12 protein-coding genes and 1 pseudogene are annotated in these 14,246 nt (G+C 35.1%); 4 read left to right on the forward strand and 9 right to left on the reverse strand.

All coding sequences use genetic code 11. The annotated features are described in order from the left end of the window. Positions 1-27: 27 nt before the first annotated feature. The 4 genes and pseudogenes from AB3G34_RS04365 to AB3G34_RS04380 form a co-directional block, all read right to left on the reverse strand. Positions 28-588 carry a DUF6642 family protein gene (locus AB3G34_RS04365; RefSeq protein WP_367752390.1) on the reverse strand — a complete coding sequence of 187 codons (561 nt, stop codon included), beginning with the start codon at positions 586-588 and terminating at the stop codon, positions 28-30. Between the two features lie 205 nt (positions 589-793). Continuing rightward, positions 794-1,852, reverse strand: a pseudogene (locus AB3G34_RS04370) (NAD(P)-dependent alcohol dehydrogenase). 9 nt (positions 1,853-1,861) lie between these two features. Next, positions 1,862-3,046 carry a carboxymuconolactone decarboxylase family protein gene (locus AB3G34_RS04375; protein ID WP_369753567.1) on the reverse strand — a complete coding sequence of 395 codons (1,185 nt, stop codon included), beginning with the start codon at positions 3,044-3,046 and terminating at the stop codon, positions 1,862-1,864. A 65-nt stretch (positions 3,047-3,111) separates the two neighbouring features. After that, entirely contained in the window at positions 3,112-3,951 is an 840-nt protein-coding gene (locus AB3G34_RS04380; protein WP_369753569.1) for an SDR family oxidoreductase, read from the reverse strand. Between the two features lie 194 nt (positions 3,952-4,145). On the opposite strand from AB3G34_RS04380, the gene AB3G34_RS04385 reads away from it, so the two are divergent. Next, complete coding sequence (locus AB3G34_RS04385) at positions 4,146-5,042, forward strand: helix-turn-helix domain-containing protein (protein WP_369753570.1); 897 nt, start codon at positions 4,146-4,148, stop codon at positions 5,040-5,042. 129 nt (positions 5,043-5,171) lie between these two features. Beyond that, positions 5,172-5,654, forward strand: a complete 483-nt coding sequence (locus AB3G34_RS04390) for a hypothetical protein (protein ID WP_369753571.1) — start codon at positions 5,172-5,174, stop codon at positions 5,652-5,654. A gap of 206 nt (positions 5,655-5,860) precedes the next feature. Here AB3G34_RS04390 and nagB read toward each other — a convergent pair whose 3' ends face one another. The 5 genes from nagB to AB3G34_RS04415 form a co-directional block, all read right to left on the reverse strand. Beyond that, positions 5,861-7,798 carry a glucosamine-6-phosphate deaminase gene (gene nagB / locus AB3G34_RS04395; RefSeq protein ID WP_369753572.1) on the reverse strand — a complete coding sequence of 646 codons (1,938 nt, stop codon included), beginning with the start codon at positions 7,796-7,798 and terminating at the stop codon, positions 5,861-5,863. Between the two features lie 63 nt (positions 7,799-7,861). Next, a complete protein-coding gene (locus tag AB3G34_RS04400) occupies positions 7,862-8,449 on the reverse strand; it encodes an amidohydrolase family protein (RefSeq protein WP_369754077.1) in 588 nt (195 codons plus the stop codon). 13 nt (positions 8,450-8,462) lie between these two features. Then, positions 8,463-9,608, reverse strand: a complete 1,146-nt coding sequence (locus AB3G34_RS04405) for an alpha/beta fold hydrolase (protein ID WP_367769016.1) — start codon at positions 9,606-9,608, stop codon at positions 8,463-8,465. Between the two features lie 244 nt (positions 9,609-9,852). Beyond that, positions 9,853-10,458 (reverse strand): TetR/AcrR family transcriptional regulator, encoded by a 606-nt coding sequence (locus tag AB3G34_RS04410; protein ID WP_367769019.1) that lies wholly within the window; start codon positions 10,456-10,458, stop codon positions 9,853-9,855. 335 nt (positions 10,459-10,793) lie between these two features. Next, positions 10,794-12,035 carry a site-specific integrase gene (locus tag AB3G34_RS04415; RefSeq protein WP_367769022.1) on the reverse strand — a complete coding sequence of 414 codons (1,242 nt, stop codon included), beginning with the start codon at positions 12,033-12,035 and terminating at the stop codon, positions 10,794-10,796. 1,028 nt (positions 12,036-13,063) lie between these two features. Here AB3G34_RS04415 and AB3G34_RS04420 point away from each other — a divergent pair. Both AB3G34_RS04420 and AB3G34_RS04425 read left to right on the forward strand, forming a co-directional pair. After that, positions 13,064-13,819, forward strand: a complete 756-nt coding sequence (locus AB3G34_RS04420; protein WP_367769101.1) for a hypothetical protein — start codon at positions 13,064-13,066, stop codon at positions 13,817-13,819. A 1-nt stretch (position 13,820) separates the two neighbouring features. Then, on the forward strand, positions 13,821-14,246 hold the full coding sequence (locus AB3G34_RS04425) for a DUF5675 family protein (protein WP_367769104.1): 426 nt from the start codon (positions 13,821-13,823) through the stop codon (positions 14,244-14,246).

The raw sequence follows: 14,246 nt of genomic DNA on the forward strand, positions 1-14,246 counted from the left end.
GAATTTAAATGGATAAAATTCAGTTTTTTAATAGTACAATCTAAAATCGAGTAACTTACAAAGTGCATAATGTTTTTGATGCAATTCTTCTACTATTTCAACTACGTCATCGATTTCTTGACACAAGCTAAAGAAGGCTTTATCGATAGCAATACTAGGTAGTTTATACGACACTTCTCCATAGCCAGACACCGCACTTGCTCCAGTAATATCTAGAAAATATTGCGCTTCTTCGGCGCTTAAGTCTAAAACTTTTGCATTAGAAAAATGAATGATTTTGCCTTTCATTTTCCCTTCAAATAGTTCGGCTATTTCTTCAAAACTATAATAGTAATCATTGAGACAGATATTATTTCGTTCTCCAGGCATCACTAAATAGATAATCTCATAATCCTTAAAATTATGATCGTGATAAAGTAAAGCACTTAAACTTTCTTCTAATCCTTCAATTGTATCGCAGGTTTTATATATGCTAGAAATCCCTTCTTCAAGGGCCAATTGTTCTAAGTTTTTAACTACTTCAGTAGCAGTTGTAATTTCTACATCTCGAACTCCTTCGAGGCAGAAAATAAATTTATCCTGATCCATTGTTGTTTTTTAAGGAGGTAGTTTATCTAAAAGCAAAGATATGTTTTTATGGAGAAAAAAGAGACTAGAAGTGTGGCTTTAGGAGCCTTAATTTTTACTTGTTTTATTAAATAAAAATATCTTTTTTGATACAATTTTAAAAATAATAATCCCAAACACAATAAAAAAATAGTGTTTGGGATTATTAATAAAAATAGGATCGATATTATGCTTTCAAAGAAGCCATATCAATCACAAAACGATATTTTACATCACTTTTTAACATTCTTTCATACGCTTTGTTGATATCTTGCATTTTGATAATTTCAATTTCAGATACAATGTTGTGTTCTCCACAAAAATCTAACATTTCTTGTGTTTCGGCAATTCCACCAATTAAAGAACCCGCGATTGATTTTCTTCCCATGATCATTGGAACCGTATTTAAAAAAGGATCTAATGGTCCTAAATAACCAACTAAAACTATAGTTCCACTATAATTCAAAGTAGCAACATAAGGATTAATATCATGAATGTTAGGGACAGTATCAATAATTAAATCAAATTCGCCGGTTACAGCATTCATTTGGTCTTCATCGGTTGAGATGACAACATTATGGGCTCCTAAATCTTTTGCATCTTGTATTTTATCTAGAGTTCTTGAAAACAAGGTTACTTCTGCTCCTAAACCTTTAGCTAATTTTACAGCCATGTGTCCAAGTCCACCTAAACCTACAACGGCAACTTTACTTCCTTTACCTACTTTCCAATGTTTTAATGGTGACCAAGTGGTAATTCCGGCACAAAGTAATGGCGCAACGGCAGCCAAGTCTAGGTTAGCTGGTACTTTTAATACAAAGTGTTCATCTACAACCACTTTTTCAGAATAACCACCAAAAGTATGACCTCCCAAATGTTTGTCAGGACCGTTGTAAGTTCCAACCCAGCCATTAGAACAATATTGCTCTAAATCATTTTTACAACTATCACAAGTGCTGCAAGAACCTACAAGGCAACCAACACCTGCTAAATCGCCTACTTTTAATTTAGTCACTTCACTACCTACTTTGGTAATTCTTCCTACTATTTCGTGACCAGGTACTGCGGGATATAGTGTTCCTCCCCAGTCGTTTCGAGCGGTATGCAAATCGGAGTGGCAAACCCCACAATATAATATTTCTATTTATATATCTTTTTCAGAAACTGCTCTTCGGTTAATGTTTAATTCTTTTAAGTCCGCATCTTTATCTGCAGCACCATAAGCTTTAACTTGAGTTGTGTTCATATCCGTGTTTTAATTTATGTTATTATTATTATTTATAGGTAAAATTTCATTCAAACAATTAATGGCATTTAATGTACGTGGATAGCCCACATAGGGCAATAATTGTGTCATTAGATTAATAAGGATATTCCTGTCATTCCCAACATTAACATTCCCAGTAATATGCCCCTTTATTTGGTTTTCACTGCCTCCTAATGCAATAAGAAAAGAAAGTGTTATCATTTCTCGAGTTTTAATATCCAAACCATCTCTAGTGATATAATCGCCAAAACAATTTTCAGATAAATAGTGTTGAATGTGTAATAAATCTTTGGGCGAGTTTTTATACATCTTATCTATTTGGTCGCCGAAAATTTCCTTTTGTTTGGCCAATCCTTTTTCCAGTCTATTTTCTGGAGTAGTGGTAGATTGACTTTCTAAAGGTAAAGAAATATTCCGTTCGATAAAAATTTCATTGGTAGCATTTATAAAATCAATCACCTTAGAAATACCTACATAGGGAACAGATTGGTATAGAACTTCTTTTATTTCAATTGGAGATATACCAACATTCAAGGCTGCATTTACATGCAAACGGTACTCATTCAAGGCATGACTACCTATTGTAGAAGCCATAATCATCAGTACTCTTGTTTTGACATCGATCGTATCGTGGTTAATGACTTCGTCAAAAGCAAAATTGTCAAATATCTCAATCAAATCAGGATCCGTTTCTTTTACCTTCGAAATATGATTAGGCCATAATTCTTCATGATTCATGATAGCGGCTGGTGTTAATTTGTTTTCTACTTCATAAACAGGGGCTTTAAAAGTATTATACTCTTCATTACTTACGGCTTGTAACCAGTCTGTTGTATCTTTATCAAATTCTGGAACTAGTGCAATATGACGCATCGCACTGTTATGAGAAGCTCCGTGCCAATGTGTTATATTTTTTGGAATTTTGACAACATCTCCTTTTTGGATTAGTTGAATGGGTTTGTCGAGCTCTTGATAGTATCCAATACCTTCAATAACAAACAATATTTGGCCGCTGGTATGGCTGTGCCAATTGGTTCTTGCTTTCTTTTCAAAAGATATTGTTCCCATATTAATGTTATATCCTTCATCGGGTATTACATTCATATTGACCCAAACGGTTCCAGTGAAATAGTCCTTTGGAGCAGCTACTCCTTTATCTATAAATGTTGTCATTTTATTTATTTGTTTTCTGTTTAGGGATGATTACAACAATAGTTTAATCTAATGTAAAAAGAAAATTATTCTGGTTTAGGAGCCAATTCACCATACCAATAGGCAGAAGTTACACCACCATCCATTAAGAAATAACTTCCTGTGATAAAAGCACCGTCTCTCCCCATCAATAAAGCGCCTACTACGCCCACTTCATCTGGTGTACCGGCTCTTCCGGCAGGCGAAATTGCTAGCATTTTTCGATAGCCCTCTCCGCGAGGTCCATTCAATTCGTCGTTTGCAAGTGGTGTAATAATTATTCCCGGACTGATTGTATTGATCCGGGCTCCTCGTTTTCCCCAACGTACGGCTTCGGCCTTTACTCGTAATAAATTTCCTCTTTTGGATAATTGGTAAGCAAATAAGGAACTATCTACAGCATCTGATTGTAAAAATGGAAGCGATAGCAATTCCTCTGTTGGGGTGGTTGCCAATGCTTTATCTTGTTCAGGGGTTAATGATGGCAATCGATGTCCTGATTGGGAAGCAATTACTACTCCTGAACCTCCATCTTCAATTACATGACCAAATTCTTCCAAGATTAATGCTGTTCCATATAAATCTACTTTGAATATAGTGACAGGTGAGGCTTGCGATGGAGAAACTCCTGCAGCATGTATCAGTCCTGTAACGCCACCAATTGCTGTTGCAGTTTCAACAAGGTCTTGAACCGATTTTCTGGAGGATACATCAACAATTGTCGTGCTCACAACAAAGCCTGCTTCGCTTAGAACTTTAGCGGCTGTTTCATTATTTTCTTGATATAAGTCAGCTAGTAAAATATGATTTCCAGCACCTACACGTCTCGCAATGGCTTGACCAATAGAGCCTGCACCAATAACTACAATTACGTTAACTTTTTTCATTTTTAAAGATTTAACTCCACTCTCTTTAATTGAAATTGGCTTTACAAATATCATTTAATATGAGGATCAATTAAGCATATAAATTACTGCTGTTATAACCATTATTACTGTTATAACCATTATTACTGTTATTGCTTTTTTTGAAGTGCATTTTTATACCGTCTGTGTTATATTTGTATAAAGAATCAATAGCTATGGACACCATTATAAAACTTGAAAACGTTAGTCAATATAATGCATTAAAGGATATAGAAACAAAACATCCATTGATTAGTGTTTTTGATAATAAAAATACTAAAAATTTACCCAATCATTGTAAAATGTATTTTGGTTTATATGCTGTTTTTTTAAAGGCGGGAAATTGTGGTGAATTAAAATATGGCAGAAATACTTATGATTATGATGATGGAACACTGGTTTTTATCAGTCCAGGGCAAGTTCTTGAAATCAATAATGAAGAGAATTACCAGCCTACAGGTTTAGCACTACTTTTTCACCCAGATTTAATAAAAGGAACCGCTCTTGGTAAAAAAATGAGTCAATATTCGTTTTTTTCGTATGATTCGAATGAAGCTTTGCATTTGTCTCTAAAAGAACAACTAATTATAAAAGATTTATTTAGTAAATTGGATTATGAGCTAGATCAATCCATTGATAAACATAGTAAAAGTATTATTACGAATAATATCGAATTGCTATTGAATTATTGTATTCGATTTTACGATAGACAGTTTATAACTCGTGAGAGTATAAACACTGATATTTTATCAAAATTTGAAAATTTATTGAACAACTATTTCCAGTCAGATACCACTCAAGATTTAGGGTTGCCTTCTGTTGGGTATTTTGCAGATCGTTTGCATCTTTCTCCCAACTATTTTGGGGATTTAATTAAAAAAGAAACGGGAAAATCGGCGCAGGAACACATGCAACTAAAATTGATTGATGTGGCCAAGGAAAAGATTTTTGATACTGAAAAATCAATTAGTCAAATCGCTTTTGAACTTGGTTTTAAATACCCTCAGCATTTTAATCGTATGTTTAAAAAAAGTACTGGCTTTACGCCAAATGAATATAGAATGATGAATTAATGGTGTGCTCCTTACGTACTAATTTTTGTTAGTTTCATTTTATTGTTTGCCAATAACTATTTTACTTAAAATTATTTATTTGTAAGTTAGCACTGGCAATTGCCACATTATTAATTAAATCTTACTATTATGAAAAATTCGGGTCTTTTTTGTTTGGCGATTGCATGTGCTATACTTGGAAGTTGTAAAAACAATCAAAGCGAAAATGGTTCAGAAGGCAGTCAAGTAAAGGCTGAAAAACCAATAAGTGTAACCACTTATAGAGCATTATATGAGCAAGATACAATTGACTTGAAAGTGAATACTTTGAAAAGTGGAAAAATAAAAGGGGATATGGTAATGAAAATTTTTAATATGCCGAAAAAAACAGGAAAAATAGCAGGAGAATTCCGTGGTGATACCTTATTTGCTAGCTATACTTTTTATCAAGGTGGATATGAAAAAAAAACTTACAAGAATCCTATGGCTTTTCTTAAAAATGGAGAGGAACTTATTTTAGGTAATGGAAAAATTGAAACTACGATGGGAGCATCTTATTTTATTAAAGGGGAGCCTATAGATTTTGAACAGGTAAAATACAAATTTGCTAAGTTGGAAGATGTCAAAATTTAACCATTAAATAGAGGGGGAGTTCCCTATTTTTAATTTTGACTCTGTTACAAACTATTTAAATATTCAATATAGGATTGAGAAAATCAAAGAAAATCATTCAGGTTTTATTTGATGATCTTTTTCCAAATTAAAATAATGCCTGATCCGTTTGGAACAGGCATTTTTATTAATGTCTCACTTTGAGAAATAATTACAATTTACTTAAATTAATAATCAAAACGTTTAAATGCTTCAATGGCTTCGTATTCAGCTAAACCTAAATCATCATAAAGTTTCGCAGTATTTTTGTTGCGATCTTCGGCTCGTACCCAAAATTCTCTTGAGTCGTTTCCTTGAAACATTACTCTGTCTTTTTGGGATTGATGGTATAAAATCGCATGTCTTTTTAATAAAACTTCATCAGGACTTAGTGGAACAGCCATATCTATTTCGTGGATATCCCATTCATGCCAAGCACCTCGGTACAACCATAACCAACAGTCATTCATAAATGGTTTTGTTTTTAGAACTGCCATAGCGGCAAATATTGCATTCAAACAAACTTCATGAGTACCATGCGGATCCGCTAAATCTCCAGCAGCAAAAACTTGATGTGGTTTAATTTTTTCGATGATGCCCATAACAATAGTAATATCTTCAGCACCCAATGGATTTTTCTTTACTCGGCCAGTTTCATAAAAAGGAAGGTCTAAAAAGTGTGTGTTTTCATCTTTTAAACCAATGTATCTAGTTGCTGCATAGGATTCACGACGTCTGATAAGCCCTTTTAACTTTCTAACTTCAATAGAATCAATTTCATTTTCAGTTTTGTTATTAATGAAATTAATTACCGCTGGAAAGTCAATATTACAATCGCTTCCTCCAATGAAATCATTGCAAACTTCTGCAAATTTCAATGCTTCGTCATCAGTAACCGCTATATTTCCAGATGTTTGATATACAACATGAACATCATGACCTTGTTTTATCAGTTTAGAAAAAGTTCCACCCATTGAAATTACATCATCATCTGGATGTGGACTAAAAAGGATGATTCTTTTTTTGGCAGGATTAGCTCTTTCGGGTCTGTGAGAATCATCAGTATTTGGTTTTCCCCCTGGCCACCCAGTTATTGTATGTTGCAATACATTGAACATATTTATATTCAAATCATAAGCAGAACCTTCTTGTGCCAAAAGATCCGACATTCCATTGTTGTTGTAATCTCTGTCAGTCAGTTTTAATATAGATTGTTTTGTTTCTTGGCAAAGCGAAACAATTGCTTTATTTCTTAATTCTGTTGTCCAAATGCATTCTCCAACTAACCAAGGCGTTTTAAAACGAGTTAATTCAGAGGCAGCTGGTTGGTCTAAAACGAAAGTCGCATTAGCATGATTTTGCAAAAATGTAGCAGGAATTTCGGAACTAATATCTCCTTGAATAGTTCTCTTAATGATGGAGGCTTTGTTTTGACCCCAAGCCATTAATACAATTCTTTTGGATCTTAAAATTGTAGAAACTCCCATTGTAATCGCTCTTTTAGGAACGTTATCAATCCCATTAAAATCAGATGAAGCATCTATTCGTGTGATATGATCTAAAGTAATGATACGAGTTCCTGAATTGATATGGGATCCTGGTTCATTGAAACCAACGTGTCCTGTACGACCAATTCCCAATAATTGAAAATCAAGCCCTCCGGCTTTTTTAATTTTCATTTCATAATCAACACAATATTGATTCAACTCATCAATGGCTACCGTTCCGTCCGGAACATTTATATTCTCTGGTCTAATATCAACATGATTAAAAAGATGTTGATGCATGAAATAGTGGTAACTGTTGTTGTTTTCTTTTTTCATTGGATAATATTCATCCAAATTGAAAGTCACTACATTATTAAAGCTAAGTCCTTCTTCTTTATACATTCGAACCAATTCTTCATAGACTTTTATAGGAGAAGAACCAGTAGCTAGGCCAAGTACACAGGATTTATTTTCGGCTTGTTTGGATCTAATTAATGTTGCTATTTCTTGTGCAACAATTTTTGATGCTTCAACTGAATTTTTAAAAATCTCATTGTGGATTTTCTCGAATCTAGTTTCTTCAAATTTTCCAACACTTTTATAGCTGATGTCAGGTTTAATTTCTAAAATACTTTTCATTTTTTTTTATTTTGAGTTAGTTATGTAGTTACTTTTTTTATTAACATCTTTGATATTAAAGTGTTAAATCAGATTATAATTTAATGTTTCTATTATTGACAGATTATCATTAAATGTGACAAAACTTGCTGGAAATCCAGATTTGATTTTACCCACTTGATCCTCCATATTAATAGCGCTTGCTACACGGCACGTAGCCATTTTGATAGCCTCGTCAGCAGATACATGAAGATGATTAAATGCATTTTGCACGGCTTCTTCCATCGAAATGCTTGCGCCGGCCAAATTACCTTCTTCATTTCCATAAAAACCATTGTCGAGATGGGCATCAAAACTATCCCATTTAAAATTGGCAACTTTTCGCCCTAAAAAGGCAGCATCGCTAATTAGAAAGAATTTATCCTTCTTTAATTTGTAAGCCACACTTGCTGCGGCATAATCACAATGGGCACCATCTAAAATAATCGGAGCATAGACAGCTTCGTTTTCAAAAGTTGCACCAACCAAGCCCGGTTCCCGATGACCAAACTGGGTCATGGCATTGTATAAATGAGTTACCAGCTTAATCCCTTTTGAAAAATAATATTGTGCCTCTTTATAAGTCATAGTCGAGTGACCAGCCGAGATAACAATACCACTTTCTAATAGCATATCCAATTGCTCATCAGTAAAACATTCCGGGGCAATTGTGTTGCAAAAAATCAACAATCAATTCGACAAGTTGTTCAGGTTGTTCCTGTTGCACCCAGTGACCTGCACGTTCAATGATGTGAAAGCTTTGCATTTTTGTACAAGCCTTGCGCTGCATCTGCTCCAATGCGCCTACAGGACGAAATCTTGCCCAATCGGCAATCCCTGAAATAAAGCAAGAAGGCACATCTATTGTGTGACCCGAAAAAAGTTCGAGGTCAGACCTGTTTAATCCGTTGGTAGTACAACGGTACCAGTTTAATCCTCCCTGGAAACCGGTACGTTTAAACTCCTGGGTATAGAAATCAAGGTCGTTATCCGAAAGCCATTTGGCGGCGGTTATTTCATCCTGTGAGGGCATGTAGGGAGCAACTGACTCAGGCATTGTTTTATCAAGATCCAGAACATAATAAGTCGGAAGTTTGGCGAATTCTTCCGCCGTGCCCGAGGTAAGTGCAAATGGTTTATTCGGACTCCAGTCGGCACTCTTTACATGAAAGTAAGCCCGCTGAAAATTGTGCAGACCCTGTTTGGAATTCAGCATGTCATTATTGGCACTTCTTGTTGAGAAATAAGTGGTACTGTCCTTACGGGGTCTTGCTAATAATTTAAGTGGATCTTGAGCTGGTGGCGCTGTTTGTAGATTCGTTGAAGCTTGAACGCCAACGCCAAAGGGTAAAGGTGGCACTCCACCGAATGGGCAACTTAGAATCACAACTGACCGAAAAAAATCTGGTCTAACAAGAGCGCAATAAGCCGCTACTGTCGCACCCACATCGTGTCCGACTACAGCGTAAACCGAATCATGCCCCATAGCCATCATCAAACCGAGAGCATCTCGGGAGAGTTCATGCGTCCTGAAAGAGGCGAAATTGCCATCATAATTGTCATCCCAACCTGTTGTGCGTCCATACCCCCGCAAATCGGGAGCGATTACATGGTAACCCGCAGCAGCCAGTGGAAGCATTACTTTCCTCCAACTGAAGGCAAGTTCTGGAAATCCGTGCAGCAGAAGTAAAGCAGGGCGTTTTGGTGTTTCAAAACCAGCTTCCAGTACATGCACTGTCAGTCCATTAACTCCGGTAACATATCGTTCGCGTATTCCTTCCGGCAGGTTCATGTCCTTTATTGAATCTTGTGTTTACAAAGGATCTGTTTTCACAGGATCTAATTTTTTTTCCGCTAATACCTCCAATGGGTTGATCAAAACTGCGCCCAAAGCTGTTAGCACAATGTTTTCTACAAAGTTTCTACGTTTCATATCTGATAGTTATTTAGTTGATATAATTAAAAGACTTTTTAGTCTTATTTTGATTGTAAAAAAATGGTTTTCCTGATTCTATCATTTAAACCATATCTCTCATTTATGCTTGCTTGATCTCAAAAGATTTTAACTCAGATTTAAGCACTTTTATGACTGTCTGCATCGGCTTAACGTTATCGGTTACTCTCGAAACCAAAGTTGCTCCTTCCAGCATTACTAGTACTTTTAAACAATACTCTTCCGGGTTCAGCTTATCTGATAATTCTCCAGTTTCTATACCTTTTTTTAAAATATCAATAAAAAGTGTCATAGAGCCTTCGATCATTGCCTTTACCTTTTTTTTGACTGTTGGATTTGTGTTATCCGAGTCTACACCGAAATTTAAAATAGGACATCCGCCTTCAATAAACGGAACCAAAGGATTTTTACGAAGATCTATGAATGCAAACAGCTTTTTAATCGCTGTTTTTTCTTTTGAAATTACGGAATATGTTTTAGTCGAGACTTTACTGAAAATAAAATCTACAGTAGCGATAGAAATCGCCTCTTTGTTTTCAAAATTTCCATATATTCCTCCTTTCGCCATCTTTGTGGCCGCCAGTATATCATCTATTGTCGTTCCGGCTATTCCTTTCGAATTGAATATTGGTGCAGATTGTTCAATGATAAACTGCTTAGTTCTTTCCGCTTTTCCTTTAACATTCATTTTATATTCATCTTAACGATTCAAAATTAGACTAAAAAGTCTTATTTATAAATGATGAATTTAAAAATTTAACAAAATTATAACATTTTAAGATTAGGGCTCTTATTTTCCTAAATAATTAATGTTTCTTTGATATGGAAAACAGTATTTTACAATCTGTGTAAAATGTAATGATATGTATACAAACGGAAATAATTTTCATCTTCGCTGTACCAAATGTGAAACGATTGAATACCTGCCAATACGGGTAGAGTTTATAATTCCTGAAAAATATGTGTCTCAACAAATGAACTTTATACTCGTTGGAATTTGTAAAGATTGTTCGTAGTTATCTTTTATTTAACTTGGTATATTGGCATTTCTACAGATGCAAACTTATCTCTCAAAACCTGCATATCCTCACTTACTTTTTTATCGAGAACCTTTGCATAATGTTGAGTGGTTCTCAAATTTTTGTGTCCAAGCATTTTGCTTACTGATTCAATAGGAACCCCATTTGTAAGCGTTACAGTCGTTGCAAAAGTGTGTCGGGCTATGTGAAAGGTTAATTCTTTTTCAATCTCACAAACGCCAGCTATTTCTTTTAGATAGGCATTCATTTTTTGGTTTGTCAAAATCGGCAGTAGTCTATCTTCATTATTGCTTTTTGGATGGTCTGCATATTTATCAATAATCATTTGGGTAACCAGAAGGATTGGTATTTTAGAAGCGGTTTCTGTTTTCTGTCTGTGAGTAAATATCCATTTCTCGCCATCAATTTCAATGCTTATATGCGATTTTGTCAAGTTTTTGACATCTATGTATGCCAAACCAGTAAAGCAGCTAAAAAGGAAGATATCGCGAACAAGAGATAATCTTTCTGTTTTGAAATCTTTATTGATAATGTTTTGAATTTCTTCTTCAGATAAATAAACTCGCTCGACTTCTTTGACTTTGGATTTATAGTTCGCAAATGGATTTTTGTCTAACCAGTCATTGGCCAGACAAAGTTTGATTATCTTACTGAAATTCTTGATGTATTTAACAGCTGTATTGTTGGCACAATTTCTAACACTTCGTAACCAAAATTCATAATCGGTTACAAAAGCGTGATCTATTTTGTTTATCTCGATATCGGAAACTTTGTATTTCCATTGCAAGAACTCGATGGTATGGCTCAACGAAGTTTTGTAACGTTCTAATGTTCCTGGTGCATATTCTTTGCCAACCAGTTCTTTAATTTTATTATTATGGTCTTGGAAGATTGGGATAAGCATTCGTTGGCGTTGTTCGGTTCCTAATAGTTTTTCTTTGAAATTTTCAATCGTTAAGTTTTCGTTACGGTGCATTAATTCCATTTGTGCATTAAAAACTTTCGTTTTCATCAAATCAAGGTAACTATTTATTGAACGTGCTTCTTCGGTTGTGCCTTTCATTTTCGACAGTTCGGATGACCATTTGGAGGTTTCGACAAACTTCTTGGTGCTGAACTCTAATCGTTTTCCGTCAACTGTCAAGCGTACATAAATTGGGAGTTGTCCTGCTGCATTGGCTTTTGTGCTTTTGGCATAAAAATGCAAAGTGATTTTTGTTTTCATAGTGGTAACCTTTTAATTAATATTCAATTTAGTTTCAAAATCCATATTAAACAAGATGTTCAAATAGTAAACTTGTTGATGAACAAGTGATTGAACTGGTTGTTTGAAATTCTTAAGGGATTTAGCGAGACCCTAATTTTTGAAAATTCTAGGGTCTCGATTTTATCTCTTTAGTAATAAGATTAAATGAATATTTTGAATAGTGCATAAAAGAAAAAACCCCGTAAATCATAAGATTTACGAGGTTTTGATTGCATTTGTTTTTCAACTGGCGGAGAAAGAGGGAGTTGTTTGTTTTTCTAAAGCGCCGTAAAATAAGGCTTCGCAAAGCTTTTATTTTAAGTGACACCTCAACTGACACCTCTCAATATGTTAGCAAATTGTTCTAAATTCCAATTACCAAATATAAGTGTTTTTTTGCTGGAATTAATGATTAATTGTCATAATTTGAACTGGTTAACCATTTTTTTTAAACAGGCATTGGTTCAAAATTTAGTTACCTAAAATATAATTTCTACCCAATTATCAAAGGTTCAACTTGTTCAATTTTTAAGCTGGTATATTGGCAAAACTCCTCGACAGATACAAACTCATTTTGGAGCTTGTTGAGCTCCTTTCTTATTTTTTGAAGTAGTCTAATACTTTGGCGATAACTCTTTCCGGTTATGCGTTGTATATCCTTAGGGTATATACATAATCTATTGTTTTTGGCTCTCATACTCTATCTATGACTTTGATTGGGCTTTGCCTAGCTTGAAACCTATATGGTTCAAGTTCTGGCATTCCATAAAAATAGTAAATAATTCCTTTGGTTTAGAAGCGGAAATCTACTCCCGTCAATGTTGGTTGTAAAAGGGTATTTAGGTCATTTTATGCCATTTGTGTCACAAAGTGACATATGGGATAGGGGAGTCTTTTTTATGTGATTTAATTGGCTAAAATTTGTTTCATAATCAATCGAAAAGTGTTGCAACAGGATGATGATTGAAAGAGTTTTAATTGAATAATTAATCTAAATTTTAGGAATTATGGCAAGACAGAAAGGCATAATTAAATTGAAGGGTACTATCGGAGATATTACCTTTTACAAAACCAAAGATGGGCATTTGGCCCGTGAAAAAGGTGGTGTTGATGCGAGCAGAATTAAAAGTGATCCTGCATTTCAAAGAACCCGTGAAAACGGGGCCGAATTTGGAAGGGCAGGTAAAGCCGGTAAAACGCTCAGAACAGCTTTGAGAACTTTGCTTATTAATTCTGCTGATAGTAGAATGGTGAGCCGTTTAACCCAGTCTATGGTCAAAGTGATTCAAGCGGATTTAGTGAACGACAGAGGGTTGCGTAATGTAATTGATGGAGAAGCGGAATTGCTTGTGGGTTTTGATTTTAATATCACTGGAAAATTAGGGACTACTTTATTTGTTCCTTTTGTAGGTACAATTGATAGAGTGGCTGGTGAGATTTCGGTTGCGGTGGATCCTTTTGTACCTGCCAATATGATTGCTGCTCCAGGTGGAACAACTCACTATAAAATTATTTCAGCGGGAGCCGAAATTAATTTTGAGGCGGAAACTTTCGTTGTTTCTAGTTCTGAAACAGTCATCCAACCGTGGGATTCAACTCCAGTAGTAGCCATTAATCAATTGAATGCAGTGACTCCAAACAGTGTAAGTCCGTTGTTTTTAGCTTTAGGTCTGGAGTTTTATCAGGAGGTAAATGGAAAAATGTATCCATTGAAAAATGGGGCTTACAATCCGTTGTCATTGGTACAGGTAAGCGGTCTGTAAGATGGTTTTAGTGTTGAATAGAAGCTATTTTCCCGAGGGAACACAAGGATTTTTGGAATGGAACGGCACTTTAGTTTGTTATACCATCGAGTTGCCTTGGTTGCAAAACCAACAACGAGTTTCTTGTATTCCCGAAGGAGAATACGTTTTACAGAAGCGTTTTAGCCCAAAATTCAAATGGCATTTGCATTTAAAAAATGTTCCAGGTCGAGATTTTATATTAATCCATCCTGCTAATGATGCTAAAAAAGAACTGTTGGGCTGTATCGCTCCCGTAACGATACAAACCGGAATAGGGAAGGGCAGCGGCTCTCGAATAGCGTTGGAGAAGTTGAAAGCTCTTGTTTATAAAGCTTTGGCAAACAACGAAGAAGTGAAAATAAAGATCCAATCTAATCCTTCGACTCCGCTCAGGATGGCAAGGTAA

The sequence above is a fragment of the Flavobacterium sp. WC2409 genome (assembly GCF_041200085.1).
Classification (GTDB): domain Bacteria; phylum Bacteroidota; class Bacteroidia; order Flavobacteriales; family Flavobacteriaceae; genus Flavobacterium.

What these genes read in the sequence shown, in the direction of transcription:
- AB3G34_RS04380 (WP_369753569.1), bottom strand. Translation starts at nt 3,951, where the DNA reads ATGAAAAAAGTTAACGTAATTGTAGTTATTGGTGCAGGCTCTATTGGT.
- AB3G34_RS04415 (WP_367769022.1), bottom strand. Translation starts at nt 12,035, where the DNA reads ATGAAAACAAAAATCACTTTGCATTTTTATGCCAAAAGCACAAAAGCC.
- AB3G34_RS04400 (WP_369754077.1), bottom strand. Translation starts at nt 8,449, where the DNA reads ATGCTATTAGAAAGTGGTATTGTTATCTCGGCTGGTCACTCGACTATG.
- AB3G34_RS04420 (WP_367769101.1), top strand. Translation starts at nt 13,064, where the DNA reads ATGGCAAGACAGAAAGGCATAATTAAATTGAAGGGTACTATCGGAGAT.
- AB3G34_RS04390 (WP_369753571.1), top strand. Translation starts at nt 5,172, where the DNA reads ATGAAAAATTCGGGTCTTTTTTGTTTGGCGATTGCATGTGCTATACTT.
- AB3G34_RS04405 (WP_367769016.1), bottom strand. Translation starts at nt 9,608, where the DNA reads ATGAACCTGCCGGAAGGAATACGCGAACGATATGTTACCGGAGTTAAT.
- nagB (WP_369753572.1), bottom strand. Translation starts at nt 7,798, where the DNA reads ATGAAAAGTATTTTAGAAATTAAACCTGACATCAGCTATAAAAGTGTT.
- AB3G34_RS04365 (WP_367752390.1), bottom strand. Translation starts at nt 588, where the DNA reads ATGGATCAGGATAAATTTATTTTCTGCCTCGAAGGAGTTCGAGATGTA.
- AB3G34_RS04425 (WP_367769104.1), top strand. Translation starts at nt 13,821, where the DNA reads ATGGTTTTAGTGTTGAATAGAAGCTATTTTCCCGAGGGAACACAAGGA.
- AB3G34_RS04375 (WP_369753567.1), bottom strand. Translation starts at nt 3,046, where the DNA reads ATGACAACATTTATAGATAAAGGAGTAGCTGCTCCAAAGGACTATTTC.
- AB3G34_RS04410 (WP_367769019.1), bottom strand. Translation starts at nt 10,458, where the DNA reads ATGAATGTTAAAGGAAAAGCGGAAAGAACTAAGCAGTTTATCATTGAA.
- AB3G34_RS04385 (WP_369753570.1), top strand. Translation starts at nt 4,146, where the DNA reads ATGGACACCATTATAAAACTTGAAAACGTTAGTCAATATAATGCATTA.